This is a genomic window from Pantoea nemavictus (assembly GCF_037479095.1).
Classification (GTDB): domain Bacteria; phylum Pseudomonadota; class Gammaproteobacteria; order Enterobacterales; family Enterobacteriaceae; genus Pantoea; species Pantoea nemavictus.
Genome location: NZ_JBBGZW010000001.1, coordinates 3,637,785 through 3,651,750, shown reverse-complemented (window position 1 = coordinate 3,651,750; position 13,966 = coordinate 3,637,785). Strand labels below are relative to the sequence as shown.

General features: G+C 54.2%; 11 protein-coding genes. 4 read left to right on the top strand and 7 right to left on the bottom strand.

Annotation, left to right across the window (positions count from 1 at the left end; translation table 11 throughout):
- Positions 1-6: 6 nt before the first annotated feature.
- Both WH298_RS16705 and rlmKL read right to left on the bottom strand, forming a co-directional pair.
- Positions 7-1,917, bottom strand: a complete 1,911-nt coding sequence (locus tag WH298_RS16705) for an ABC transporter ATP-binding protein (RefSeq protein WP_180823372.1) — start codon at positions 1,915-1,917, stop codon at positions 7-9.
- A gap of 5 nt (positions 1,918-1,922) precedes the next feature.
- On the bottom strand, positions 1,923-4,040 hold the full coding sequence (gene rlmKL, locus WH298_RS16700) for a bifunctional 23S rRNA (guanine(2069)-N(7))-methyltransferase RlmK/23S rRNA (guanine(2445)-N(2))-methyltransferase RlmL (protein ID WP_180823371.1): 2,118 nt from the start codon (positions 4,038-4,040) through the stop codon (positions 1,923-1,925).
- 105 nt (positions 4,041-4,145) lie between these two features.
- Between rlmKL and WH298_RS16695 the strand changes: the two genes are divergently transcribed.
- On the top strand, positions 4,146-5,255 hold the full coding sequence (locus tag WH298_RS16695) for a YcbX family protein (protein WP_049851036.1): 1,110 nt from the start codon (positions 4,146-4,148) through the stop codon (positions 5,253-5,255).
- Between the two features lie 5 nt (positions 5,256-5,260).
- Here WH298_RS16695 and WH298_RS16690 read toward each other — a convergent pair whose 3' ends face one another.
- The 5 genes from WH298_RS16690 to WH298_RS16670 all read right to left on the bottom strand — a co-directional run bounded on the left by WH298_RS16690 (position 5,261) and on the right by WH298_RS16670 (position 10,528).
- On the bottom strand, positions 5,261-5,803 hold the full coding sequence (locus WH298_RS16690) for a cell division protein ZapC (protein ID WP_007887369.1): 543 nt from the start codon (positions 5,801-5,803) through the stop codon (positions 5,261-5,263).
- A gap of 147 nt (positions 5,804-5,950) precedes the next feature.
- Complete coding sequence (pyrD, locus tag WH298_RS16685; protein WP_180823370.1) at positions 5,951-6,961, bottom strand: quinone-dependent dihydroorotate dehydrogenase; 1,011 nt, start codon at positions 6,959-6,961, stop codon at positions 5,951-5,953.
- A gap of 119 nt (positions 6,962-7,080) precedes the next feature.
- Positions 7,081-8,079 (bottom strand): glycosyltransferase family 2 protein, encoded by a 999-nt coding sequence (locus WH298_RS16680; RefSeq protein ID WP_238344440.1) that lies wholly within the window; start codon positions 8,077-8,079, stop codon positions 7,081-7,083.
- Between the two features lie 5 nt (positions 8,080-8,084).
- Positions 8,085-9,602, bottom strand: a complete 1,518-nt coding sequence (locus WH298_RS16675; protein WP_180823368.1) for a lipopolysaccharide biosynthesis protein — start codon at positions 9,600-9,602, stop codon at positions 8,085-8,087.
- A gap of 98 nt (positions 9,603-9,700) precedes the next feature.
- The gene (locus tag WH298_RS16670) at positions 9,701-10,528 is read right to left on the bottom strand and encodes a hypothetical protein (RefSeq protein WP_180823367.1); all 828 of its coding nucleotides are present in this window, start codon (positions 10,526-10,528) and stop codon (positions 9,701-9,703) included.
- 754 nt (positions 10,529-11,282) lie between these two features.
- On the opposite strand from WH298_RS16670, the gene ssuE reads away from it, so the two are divergent.
- The 3 genes from ssuE to ssuD are packed head-to-tail and all read left to right on the top strand — an operon-like array spanning position 11,283 to position 13,961.
- Positions 11,283-11,834 (top strand): NADPH-dependent FMN reductase, encoded by a 552-nt coding sequence (gene ssuE / locus WH298_RS16665; protein WP_007887375.1) that lies wholly within the window; start codon positions 11,283-11,285, stop codon positions 11,832-11,834.
- A gap of 10 nt (positions 11,835-11,844) precedes the next feature.
- The gene (locus WH298_RS16660) at positions 11,845-12,813 is read left to right on the top strand and encodes a sulfonate ABC transporter substrate-binding protein (RefSeq protein WP_007887376.1); all 969 of its coding nucleotides are present in this window, start codon (positions 11,845-11,847) and stop codon (positions 12,811-12,813) included.
- 2 nt (positions 12,814-12,815) lie between these two features.
- Positions 12,816-13,961, top strand: a complete 1,146-nt coding sequence (gene ssuD, locus WH298_RS16655) for an FMNH2-dependent alkanesulfonate monooxygenase (protein ID WP_180823366.1) — start codon at positions 12,816-12,818, stop codon at positions 13,959-13,961.
- The last annotated feature ends 5 nt before the right edge of the window (positions 13,962-13,966 follow it).

Below are 13,966 nucleotides of genomic sequence, written 5' to 3'. Positions count from 1 at the left end.
TTCCGATTACGCGCCGTTTTTCAGCGCTTCCAGCTCTTCCCAACGTTCAAACGCCACTTCCAGCTCCTGTTCGGTGTGCGCTAACGCATCCAATACCGGCTGGGTTTCATCATGTGGCTGACTGAAGAAGTCCGGATGGCTCATTTTGGCCTGTAATTCACCGATACGTGTTTCCAGTTGTTCCAGCTTTTGCGGCAGCTGTTCCAGTTCACGTGCCAGGTTATAGCTTAGCTTGCTGGCGGGACGTTTGGTGGCTTCACTTTTCTCTGCGGTTTTCGCCGGTGCAGCGGATTTCGCCTGAGAGGCTTTACCTTGTTTATAAGCCGCACGCTGCTGCTGTGCATCGTGATAGCCGCCGACAAAGGTGCCGATCTCGCCGTTGCCTTCAAAAATCCAGCACTCCGTCACGGTGTTGTCAACGAATTGACGATCGTGGCTCACCAGCATCACGGTACCCTGATAACCATCCACCAGCTCTTCCAGCAGCTCCAACGTTTCGACGTCGAGGTCGTTGGTCGGTTCATCGAGGATCAGCAGATTGCTTGGCTTAAGGAACAGACGCGCCAGCAGCAGGCGATTACGCTCACCGCCGGACAGCGCACGCACCGGCGTCATGGCACGTTTCGGGTGGAACAGGAAGTCCTGCAGATAGCCGAGCACGTGGCGCGGCTTACCGTTTACCATCACTTCCTGCTTACCTTCGGCGAGGTTATCCATCACGGTACGATCCGGATCCAACTCAGCGCGATGCTGATCGAAGTAAGCAATTTCCAGCTTAGTGCCACAATGTACGCGGCCGCTGTCGGCTTTTAGCTGGTCCAGCATCAAACGCAGCAAGGTCGTTTTACCGCAACCGTTCGGGCCAATCAGGGCGATTTTGTCGCCGCGCTGCACCTGAGTTGAGAAGTCTTTCACCAGGGTTTTGCCACCCACGCTGTAATTGACATCTTCCATCTCAAACACAATTTTGCCCGAGCGTGCCGCTTCGCCGACCTGCATATTGGCCTTACCCATCACTTCGCGACGCGCAGAACGTTCGTTACGCAGCGCTTTCAGAGCACGTACGCGGCCTTCGTTACGCGTACGGCGCGCTTTGATGCCCTGACGAATCCACACTTCTTCCTGTGCCAGCTTGCGGTCGAATTCTGCGTTCTGCATCTCTTCCACGCGCAACGCTTCTTCTTTGCCGGTCAGGAACAGATCGTAATTGCCCGGCCAGGAAACCAGCTTGCCGCGGTCGAGATCGACAATGCGCGTCGCCATGTTGCGGATAAACGAACGGTCATGCGAAATGAAGACAATGCTGCCGCTAAAGGTCTTGAGAAAAGTTTCCAGCCAGTCGATGGTTTCGATATCGAGGTGGTTAGTCGGTTCGTCAAGCATCAGCACACGCGGGTTGCTCACCAACGCGCGTCCCAATGCCGCTTTACGCAGCCAGCCGCCGGAGAGTGAAGACAACTCGGTATCGGCATCGAGGCCAATCTGCAGCAGCACATCATTGATGCGGCTATCCAGCTGCCACAGGTTCTGGTGATCCAGAATGGTCTGCAGGCGGCCCATCTCGTTCAGGTTCTTCTCGCTCGGATCTTCCATCACCAGATGGGAAATAGCGTGATAAGCCTTGAGATGTTCAGCCTGCTCGGCTACGCCTTCGGCAACGAAGTCGTAGACAGAACCGGTGATGTTGCGTGGCGGATCCTGTTGCAGACGCGCTACCACCAAATCCTGCTCATAAATGATGCGGCCGTCATCCAGCGGTTGTTCACCGTTGATGATTTTCATCAGCGTCGATTTACCGGCGCCGTTACGGCCAACCAGACAGACGCGTTCGCCCTCTTCGATATGCAGTTCGGTGTTATCCAACAGCGGCGCATCGCTGAATGAGAGGTAAGCGCCATGGATACTGATCAGTGACATAAAACTTATTCCTTACCGGCGTGGCTAACCAGCCAGCAGTTGTGAATTTGACGGTTGCGCGCGAAATCCTGCGACAGCGTTTTTTGGGTAATTTCCTGCGCCTGCAGACCAAGACGAGCTAAACCGTCGAGATCCATTTTGAAGCCGCGCTTATTGTTGGAGAACATAATGGTGCCACCGCGACGCAGCAGACGTTTTAGGTTCTGCATTAGCATCATGTGATCGCGCTGCACGTCGAAATCGTCTTCCATACGCTTAGAGTTAGAGAACGTCGGCGGATCGATAAAGATCAAATCGAACTGTTCGTCACTCTCGCGCAGCCAGCTCAAACAGTCCGCGTGCATCAGGCGGTGCTGACGTCCGGTCAACCCGTTCAGACGCAGGTTGCGCTCAGCCCACTCCAGATAGGTACGCGACATATCCACGGTGGTGGTGGTTTTCGCTCCGCCCAGACCGGCGTGCACGCTGGCGGTGCCGGTGTAAGCAAACAGATTAAGGAAATCTTTACCTGCGCTCATTTTGCCGAGCATTTGACGCGCAATACGGTGATCGAGGAACAGGCCAGTATCCAGATAATCGGTGAGATTCACCAGTAGGCGGGCATCAAATTCCTGCACTTCAAAGAAATCGCCCTTCTCGCCCAGCTTTTGATACTGACTTTTGCCTTTCTGACGTTCACGCGTTTTCATCACCAGACGGTTTGCCGGGATCTCCAGCACGCTCAGCGTGGCGCTGATCACATCAAACAGACGCTGACGCGCTTTGTTGGCGTCCACGGTTTTCGGGGGCGCGTATTCCTGGATCACCACCCAATCAGCGTAGCGATCAACCGCCACGTTGTATTCAGGTAGGTCGGCATCGTACAGACGATAGCAGTCGATATTTGACTGACGCGCCCACTTATCCAGCTTCTTAAGATTCTTACGCAGACGGTTAGCAAAATCTTCGGCAATCTGCGCGCCGCCTTCGGCGCTGGTCGCGGCCAGCTGGTAGTTTTTCTGCACGCACTCCAGCGGCCCGTTTTTGGCTTTAAACTGGCGCTCGGCACGCAGTTGCAGACAGCTTAATAGCTCTGGCGATGCGCTGAACAGTGACAGATTCCAGCCGCCAAAATTCTGCTTCATGATACGACCGAGCTGGCTGTGCAGCGCAATCAGTGCCGGCTCACTTTCCAGACGCTCACCGTACGGCGGGTTGCTCAATACCGTGCCGGTAATCTCTTGCCCAGCCAGCGGATTTTTCAGCTTAATGACATCCTGCTGCGCAAAGGTGAACAGCTCGAACACGCCTGCACGACGGGCGTTCGCGCGCGCAGATTCCAGCACGCGGCTGTCGTTATCATAGCCAAAGAAACGGGCGGTCGCCGCGGCGGTACCAACGCGTGCGCGCTCCTTCGCTTGCGCGTGTACTTCCTGCCAAACCGCCTGGTTGTGTTTCTTCCAGCGATTAAAGCCCCAATGGGTTCGCAGCAGGCCAGGTGCGCGATCGCAGGCGATCAACGCCGCTTCCAGCAGCAGCGTACCGGAACCACACATTGGATCGACCAGTGGCGTGCTGCTCTGCCAGCCGGAACGCATCACAATCGCCGCGGCCAAGGTCTCTTTTAGCGGCGCGGCGCCGGTTTGCTGGCGATAGCCGCGCTGATGCAGAGAATCACCGCTCAGATCCAGGGCGATGCTGACGCGATCTTTATTTAGCCACGCATTGATACGGATGCCCGGCTGCTCACGATCGACGTTCGGACGCTCCAGGTTCTGGCGGGTGAAGCTGTCGACGATGGCGTCTTTAATACGCAATGCACCGAACTGGCTGTTGCGGATCACTTCGTTAGTGCCGCTAAAGTGGATGGCAAAACTGGTGTTGCTATCGAACATCTCGGTCCAGGGAATGCTTTGCGCGCCCACGTAAAGATCGAGATCGCTCCAGACGCCAAATTCTCCCAGCGGCAGCAAAATGCGTGAAGCCAGACGGCTCCACAGCAGGCTTTGGTACATTACATGGTCGTCGGCCTGAAAGTGGACGCCGCCCTGCACCACCTGCAAATCCTGCGCACCCAGCGCGTCTAGCTCACTTTTCAACAGCTCTTCGAGCCCACGCGCCGTACTGGCAAACAGAGAATTCATATCGTCACTTTTTACTCTTGCTTAAATTGCTGCGCATTATAGCGAATCAGCGTGCTATGTCATAAAGTTAGCTTCTTTTTGACAAATACCTTTATCGGGAACGCCATGATCACGTTATCTCGCCTTTTTATCCATCCCGTTAAATCGATGCGCGGCCTGCAGCTGTCGCATGCGCAGGTGCTGGAGAGCGGTCTGGGTTTTGATCGCATCTTTATGGTGACCGAGCTGGACGGCACCTTTATTACGGCGCGTCAGTATCCGGAGATGGTGCGCTTTACGCCGGCGCTGTTGCCGGACGGCCTGTTTTTGCAGGCGCCCGATGGAACACAAGCGCTGATCCGCTTTGCCGACTTCACTACTGAGCAGGCGCCAACCGAAGTATGGGGCAACCATTTTACCGCGCGTATCGCTCCCGAAGAGATCAACAGCTGGCTGAGCGCATTTTTCCCGCGTCCGGTACAACTGCGCTGGACCGGCGTGGAACCCACGCGTCGCGTAAAGCGCTTTGATCACGTGCCGCTGAGTTTTGCCGATGGTTTTCCGTTCCTGCTGGTGAATATGGCCTCGTTGCAGGATCTGCAGCAGCGTTGCCCGGCCAGCGTGCGCGTCGAGCAGTTTCGCCCCAATCTGGTGGTGAGCGGCGCAGCCGCGTGGGAAGAGGACAGCTGGAAACGTCTGCAGATTGGCGAAATCGTTTTTGAGATGCCGAAGCCGTGCAGTCGCTGCGTGTTTACTACCGTGGGCACCGAAAGCGGCCGTAAACATCCTGAGGGCGAGCCGCTCACCACCTTACAGCGTTTTCGCAGTGCGCAGGATGGCAGCGGTGATATCGATTTCGGCCTGAATTTGATCGCGCTGAATAGCGGTATTATTCGCGTCGGCGATGCGGTGACCATTATTGAGAAGCAAACGCCGCGCGCGTATGGTGCCGGTGCGGTCGTTGAAACCCTCGCACCGACCACCAGCAGCCACAGCGAAGTGACCATTGATTATCAGGGCACCGCCTTTAGCGGCGACAATCAGCAAGTGTTGCTGGAGCAATTGGAGATGCAGGGATTTCGCATTCCCTACTCGTGTCGTGCCGGCATTTGCGGCAGTTGCAAAGTAAAGCTGGTTGCGGGCGAAGTGAAGGCATTAAAGAAAAGCGCGGTGCGCGCAGATGGCACTATCCTGAGCTGCAGCTGTATTCCCGCAGGCGATATCGAACTGGCCTAAGCCGATTATACCGCCCGCGCAAAGTGGGCGGTTTGCTCCTGCTGCTGCGGACGTAAACGATCATTCATGATCTTAATCGCATCACCCAACTGCATACCTTTACCTGCCACGGTTAACGCGTTTTGCGCGACTAAGCACAGCGCCGCATTCTCTCCGCTTTCAACCACAAACAGCTGTGCTTGTTCACCGCTATCGGCCAGCGTCACGGCAACCATCTCACCCGCGGCTGGCTGCCAGCTGTGCGCATGATTGGTGAAATGCCAGCTCTTAGGCATTAACGGTTTTAGAAAACGGCTCGCGACTAAGGCGTTTAAAACTAATTCAGCGCGCTGATCGCCCTTTAATCCACTTTGGCGGCAGCGCTCCTCAAAAGTAAAATAGAGCGCGGCGTCATCAACGCAAAAACCGCTGACATTAAAGGCATCGGGCGTGAGCATTTTACGCGAGAAGCGCGAGCGAAATAACATACCATCCGCTAAATCCAGCATCATGCGGTCATGCTCGGCGTCGAAATACCAACGCCAGTTGTCATCAGGTTTGATTTTCATGATCTGCCCTGTGGTTTATCGCTGCGCTAAATGGCGCTTAATTAAAAAAATAAATCTGAGAAAAGGCTGAAAATGCACCAGCAGGACAAAATATAAACGAGCCGAAGGGATAAATAAACCCCTCGGCGCAGTAAAGTGGGAAATGTCTTAGAGGTGAGTCACGATATCTTTAATTAAACCCGGGCCTTTATAAATAAATCCGGAGTATATCTGCACTAATGTTGCACCCGCGGCGATTTTTTCACGCGCAGATACCAGCGAATCAATGCCACCTACGCCAATAATAGGTAAGCGTCCCTGAAGCTCTTGCGCCAGGCGGCGAATCACTTCGGTGCTGCGCGACTGCACCGGACGGCCACTTAATCCGCCCGCCTCGTCGGCATATTTAAGGCCGGTTACCAGCGAACGATCGAGCGTGGTATTCGTCGCAATCACTCCGTCAATTTCATGGCGCACCAAACTGTTCGCCACCTGAATCAATTCTTCTTCTGAAAGATCCGGTGCGATCTTGACCGCCACTGGCACATATTTAAGGTGCCGTTCTTGCAGCTCTTTTTGCTTTAATTTGATGGCGGAAAGAAGATCGTCCAGCGCTTCGCCATATTGCAGCGTGCGTAATCCTGGCGTGTTCGGCGAGGAGATATTGATGGCAATATAACCGGCGTGGGCATACACCTTTTCCATGCAGATGAGATAATCGTCTTTGCCTTTTTCGACCGGCGTATCTTTATTTTTACCAATATTGATACCGAGAATACCTTTAAAGCGCGACTTTTTAACGTTCGCAATCAGGTGATCAACACCGTGATTATTAAAGCCCATGCGGTTAATAATCCCTTCCGCCGCCACCAGACGGAACATGCGCGGTTTGTCGTTGCCCGGCTGGGCCAGTGGCGTCACGGTTCCGACTTCAACAAAACCAAAGCCCATTGCGCCGAAGGCGTCAATGCACTCCGCATTTTTATCGAGACCGGCGGCTAAACCGAGTGCGTTCGGGAACGTCAATCCCATACAGGTAACCGGACGTGAAGGCGGCGACTGGCGAATCAGCCCTTCCAGCGGCGTACCGCTGATAAAACGCAGTTGTTGAAAGGTGAGTTCGTGCGCACGCTCAGGATCAAGCTTAAACAGCGCCGGCCGGACGATAGGATATAACATGCACTCTCCTCAAAGACGGATATCAGGGAAGTCGGGGTGCACGGGAATTTGTGCGCCAGAATGGTAAGGTGCTCTGGCGCAAAAGTAAATTGTTCTACTGCATCACAAATTGATCGGTATCAGCGCCGGGCAGAATAGCGTCCAAGCTGCTCGCGACACACCTGCAGCCCACTGTAAATCGTTGGGCAGTACCACATCAGTTTTAGACGCGTGCTGTGCTGCAACACATTGCGCACCAGCTGATTCACCTGCGGCTGCCAATCTGTGGGAATCACCATATGATTTTTGCGAATTTGCGCTAAACAGCTTTGCATCACCGTTTGGTAATAGCTATCCAGCAGCGTTGCATCGAGCGGCAGTTGATGATCGCGTAAGAACTGCTCGCTACTGGCGCGCGCAATAAAGTAGTTTTTCACATAGGAAAAATCGCGGGTGCTCTGCGACAGCGATGTCAGCATAAAGCGTTTGTAGTAGTAGCTTTGGCTGGTGCAGTAGATGTTGCGCGCCTGCAGATAGAGCGCAAACATGTATGGTGCATCTTCATGGTTTTGGATCGGCAGAAACTGCAGCGCCAACTGATCAATTAACCGGCGGGAAATGATGCTGCTCCACACCACGCGATGTGCCGATTGATGCTGCATCAAGGTACGCAAGCTGGTGCTGCCGCCGGGCAACAGCCCGCTAACATGACGCTGATGAATGGTTTGATAGTGCCGCTGTGGCGCAGGCAGATCAAAGAACATCTTCGCGCCGAAACAGAACAGATCGATATCGTCATGGCGCGCCTGTACGCGGCGGAAATCGGCGAACAGATCGGTGGAGACAAAATCGTCCGCATCCATAAAGTAAACGAAATCGCCGGTGGCGACAGACAGCCCTTTCATGCGTGCCGCACTGACGCCACCGCGTTCGCCGCTGAGCAGTACCACCTGCGGGTGCTGCTCAGCAAATTCCGTTAACCAGGCAACGCTGTTATCACTGGAGCCATCGTCGATAACAATGATCTGTTCCGGCGGCGATGACTGACGCAGCAGTGAACTCATCGCCTCTGGCAGCCAGGGCGCGCAATTCCAGTTCGGAATGATGACCGAAACCGTAGGGATACGGTGAGATGACATCATGCTCATCCTCTTTCCTCAACGTTAAACAACGGAATTCTGAGGCGCTTCAACACCACGCTATGCAGTAAGCAGCACACGCCGAGATTGAAGGCACCAATCACCGCCAGCCACAGCAGGTTGATCCAGCGATTTTGATTCCACTCGATAGGCAACAAGGTACTCAGCCAGGCAATTGCCGCAGAAACCGCCCAAATCAGCATCACGTCGCGGGTTAACCAGGTGAAATGAATGCCTGGTGCGAAGCGGCGATGCACCAGCCACGCCCAACCCACCAAATAGAAAATGTTCTGGCCCAGCCACAGCCAACCGGTGCCCAACGCGCCATAGTGAATAGCGCACCAGATATTGAGCGGCACCAGCAGCACGGCAAAGCAGGTGAACCCTTTCATATGCAGCTTGAGATTGCCGTTGATGTACTGCAGGTGATAGAGCAAGCCACAGATTGCCTGAATACCGCTCCCCAACGCGTAGAGGCTGAGGACAAACGACATCTCATCAACAATCTGGCTCTTCTGCGTCCACGCCCACAGTAGCGGCCCGGCATAGCAGGCAATGGTAATGCTGAGCGGCGCCATGAAGATCGCTACCGCTTGCGTGGTGTAGCGATAGAGCTTCAGCGACTCCGCATCGCCCTCTTTACGCGTTTTCATGCCGGTCATGCGCGGCACAATGGCCTGCATAATCGGACTACTCAGCAGCAGGATCCCGGTAGCCGCGGTTGCTACCACGGTGAATGAACCGTATTCACTCAACGGCAGCGTCTTGGACAGGACCAAACGGTCGATTTGCGAAATAAAGGTCCACACCGCGCTGGAAAATGCCGCGCTGAGGGCAAAACGAATGAAGGGTTTTAGCACCTCTTTGAGATCGCCGCGCTTCTCTTTGCGCGCCGCTCGGGGGATCAGCTGGCAGGATTTATAAATGCAGCAGGCCGCCTCGGCAATCGACACCAGCAGTTGCCAGACAAAGAAGGCCAATACCGGATTAGAGAAGAACTGAATGACCAGCACCGCACCGAAGGTACGCAACGTGGTGATGATCAGGTTAACGCCGTTCAGCCATACCTGATGCTCAAAGCCGACAATCACACTGCGATAAGGACTGGTGCGCCAGCGGATTGCAGCAGTGATCACCATGATTGCCACCGCAATCACCACATCACCTGACGGAAGATGCTTTGCATCCAGCCAGTGGGTCGCTATCCATGGCGTTGCCAGCCAGCCCAACACCACCAGCACGATGGTCGAGTACAGGAAGAATTTGGTGAGGGTGGCAAACAGCGCAGGAAACCAGACAAATTCCGCCTGGTTAGCCCGGTAGCGCGCCGCTTCGCGCATTAAGGTCGTGGAAACACCGGCATCCAGTAATTGCAGCCAGGTTAATAAGATCGAAAAGAAGCCTACTAATCCATAGGCTTCCATTCCTAAGTGTTGAATATAAAGGGGTACAACCAAAATACCTGACAGCGTCAGATAGATCTGGCCAACGTAGTTGGCAATCGCGTTACGTTTTATAGACATAGGTGTTTTGGCATCTGGGGATTTATCTCAGTGGCCTTAAGCGTGACATAAAAGCATTCACGCGCACACCGGAGTTATTCTTAAAATTAAAGTCGGCGCTAAGCGCCCAGCCTTTTTCTCATTTTCATAATAGAGAAATAGATGTCAGGTTGTTTCAACATAAGTTTTTCCATTGCACCCTGCACTGGAAAATTATCTGCAAAGTAAGTCAACGCATGACGGATATTATCTGAGAATTTATCTGCGCTACTCAACTCCTGCTGGACTAATTGTAATAAGCCGCTGCGTAAATAACTTTCACGGTAGCGGTTTCGCTCCGGAATAAAGTGTGACAAACGTGTGAGTTTTTCATAATCAGTAATAAATTGCTGATAAGTGAAGGGCTGAGAGGCATTTACGTTCGCTGCAAGCGCCGTTTCACTGGCGTAGTCGAGCACCCATGCGGTTTGGGTATGGAGTAATCCCGCCAGCATCACATCCTGAATCCGGTTAAGTGGCGCACCGCTCCGGGCCAGGCCCGCGCGCAAGAGCACAGCAAAGGCGCCTTGTTGCCACCAGCGCTGCTCATGGAGTTGCTGAAACAGCTGGGTAGACGAGTGCAAGCCGGCAGCCAGCTCGCGCTTTGCCAGAGAGACAATGAAACAGTTTAGCTCAGGCCGTTGATCGCTGAGTTTCGCGACATCCTGTAGCAGGCTGGCGGGCAAGGCACCGCGCTCTGCACTGAACAGCAGAAAATCATCGTCGGACGGCGTACTGTGCGGAAAGGTGGGCAACAGCGAGGAGGTAAAATGGGCTGACGCAGCATCAGCCTGTAGCCAATAACACACCAACTCCTCTGCAATTTTACTGGATGGCGTGAGGCGATTAAACGTGACAGGCGCAGCCTGCTGCTCAGTAAATTCCTGAGCACGTGATGCTTTTTCCATATTCATCCCCCTGGGGAAAATTGGCTTGCCGTGACGGCATTACACGCCACAAAAGGTGGCTGTTAATTAAATAAGCGCAGTATCGTTATTGAGTTCTAGCGGAAATTAGCTCAACCGATTATAAACAGGCTGAGAGATTTAATTCCATCGTTGACCCATTAAGCTGAGTTCATGAAACTTATAATTGTTCAATATTACTTGAGTAATAAGTAAATCCTCGGACAAAAAGTAACAATAATTTTTGCAACTAACGACAAGACTTGTCCTGTAATTAACCTTTGTAGGCTTTTTCGCAACCACCCGCTTAAATAAAAACCATTCATTAATAGGAAATAGTGGGCTCCTCCTAAGCTAATTCCGATTCCAGATGGGTAGAATAAGATTGAATCGGCATTTTTCTTCTTGTGATTCAATGCCAGTGTCCGCTAGCGCGGTATCATGTTGCCATCTGTGCAAATCTGTATCCGCGTTAACGCCTCTATTAAACCCTTTCATCAATGTGTTTAACCATTAATCGTGATAAACACGCTGTGCTGATTAATATAACTACGCCCTTTTTCCCCGGCTTTTCGGATTAACCCTACGCATGCTAACCGGCCTGTTTTCGTCTTCCTTTATATGTCTCTGGCTATCCCATTTTACGACTTAGGATTACCAGATAAATCATTTAAGCCTCGCCCCCCGCTCTGACAGTATTGAACACATCGGTTCTGAATATTAGATAATCAATAACTTTCAGTTATAAGGAGTGACTATGCGGGTTATTACGCTGGCGGGCAGCCCTCGCTTCCCTTCACGCTCTACTGCACTGCTCAGCCTGTGCCAGCACGCGCTGGAGGCACGCGGTGTTGACGTCATTCCATGGAATATTCACAACTTCCAGCCGGAAGATCTGCTGTATGCACGCTTCGATTCCCCCGCGTTAGCCGCTCTGAAAGCTGATTTGGCGCTGGCAGATGGATTAATCGTCGCCACCCCTATCTATAAAGCCTCGTTTTCCGGTGCGTTGAAAACCTTGCTTGATCTGCTGCCCGAGCGCGCACTGGAACACAAAGTGGTCCTGCCACTGGCGAGCGGCGGAAGTTCATCACACCTGCTGGCGGTCGATTATGCGCTGAAGCCGGTGCTCAACGCGCTGAAAGCGCAGGAAGTATTGCACGGCGTATTCGCCACTGACGGCCAGATTACCGATTACGATCGCCAGCCGCTGTTAGATCCGCTGCTGTCGCAACGCATTGATGAGGCGCTGGATACCTTCTGGCACGCGCTGCATCGTCGCCATCAACCCTACGCACAAGCGGTATAAAGGAAGCATGATGAAACGGATATTGACGGGCTTGCTGCTCCCCGCTGTAGCGGGACTACTGGCTTTAAGCGTTACAGCCCAGGCCGCTGATGCACCGGAACAGCTACGCATTGGTTATCAAAAGGGTTCGGTCAGCATGGTGTTGGCGAAAAGCCATAAGCTGCTGGAGCAGCGCTTTCCTCACACGCAGATAAAGTGGGTGGAATTCCCGGCTGGGCCGCAAATGCTGGAAGCGCTCAACGTCGACAGTATTGATTTGGGTAGCACCGGCGATATCCCGCCACTGTTTGCCCAGGCTGCTGGCGCCGATCTGTTGTATGTCGGATCTGAACCACCAAAACCGCAGGCGGAAGTGATTCTGGTGCCGAAAGAGAGCCCGATTCACAGCGTAGCCGATCTGAAAGGCCATAAGGTGGCGTTCCAGAAAGGCTCCAGCTCGCACAATCTTCTGCTGCGCGCCCTGGAACAAGCCGGACTGAGTTTTAAAGACATTCAACCCACCTATTTAACCCCCGCCGATGCGCGCGCGGCTTTCCAGCAAGGTGACGTGGATGCCTGGGCGATTTGGGATCCTTACTACTCTGCCGCCCTGCTGCAGGGCAACGTGCGTGTGCTGGTCGATGGCAGCAAGCTCAATCAAACCGGTTCCTTCTATCTAGCCACGCGCAAATACACCGAGGCTAACGGCGCATTCGTGCAGCAGGTGCTAAACACCTTCAGCGATGCCGATGCATTAACCCACAGCCAGCGCGACCAGAGTATCGATCTGCTGGCGCAGGCGATGGGCTTACCGAAGCCGGTGATTGCCAGCTATCTCGACCATCGTCCACCGACCACCATTACGCCGGTCAGCGCCCATACCGCGCAGGCCCAACAGCAAACGGCCGATCTGTTTTATGCCAATCATCTGATGCCGGTAAAAGTGAATATCGCCGATCGCATCTGGCAGCCGCAATCCGCCCAGCCTAAAGGAAATTAATCATGAGCGTATCCGTATTCTGGTTTCTCCCGACTCACGGCGATGGTCACTATCTCGGCACGGCGGAAGGCTCGCGCCCGGTTGATCACGGCTACCTGCAACAGATTGCGCAGGCGGCGGATCGCCTCGGTTTCGGCGGCGTGCTGATTCCCACTGGTCGCTCCTGTGAAGATGCCTGGCTGGTAGCGGCATCTTTAATTCCGGTCACGCAGCGCCTGCGCTTCCTGGTCGCGCTGCGTCCGGGCGTGATATCGCCAACTCAGGCTGCGCGTCAGGCGGCCACGCTCGATCGTCTGTCGAATGGTCGTGCGCTGTTTAATCTGGTTACGGGCGGCGATCCGGAAGAGCTCGCCGGCGATGGCGTGTTCCTTGATCACCGTGAACGCTATGAAGAGTCCGCTGAGTTTACCCGCGTCTGGCGTCGGGTCACCGAAGGCGAAACCGTCGATTACGATGGCAAGCACGTGAAGGTGCGCGGTGCGCGCCTGATGTTTAAACCGGTGCAGCAGCCGCGTCCACCGCTGTGGTTTGGGGGATCGTCGGATGCGGCCCAGGATCTGGCCGCCGAGCAGGTCGATGTTTATCTCACCTGGGGCGAACCGCCAGCCTTAGTAAAAGAGAAGATTGAGCAGGTGCGGGCCAAAGCGGCGGCACAAGGCCGCACCGTTCGCTTCGGTATTCGTCTGCACGTTATTGTGCGTGAAACCAATGAAGAAGCGTGGCAGTCAGCAGATCGCCTGATTGCCCATCTCGATGATGCCACCATTGCCAAAGCGCAGGCGGCGTTTGCACGCACTGATTCGGTCGGTCAGCAACGTATGGCCGCGCTGCACGGTGGCCGCCGCGACAAGCTGGAGATCAGCCCGAATCTGTGGGCTGGCGTAGGTTTAGTACGTGGTGGCGCCGGCACCGCACTGGTGGGCGATGGTCCAACCGTGGCGGCGCGCATGCAGGAGTACAGCGATCTCGGCATCGAGACCTTTATTCTCTCCGGTTATCCGCATCTGGAAGAGGCGTATCGCGTGGGTGAGCTGCTGTTCCCGCACCTCGATCTGGCCATTCCGGACGTACCGCAACCACGCGTGGTGCAAGCGCATGGGGAAGCGGTAGCCAATGATTTCACGCCACAAAAAGTGTCGCAGAGCTAAAGGAG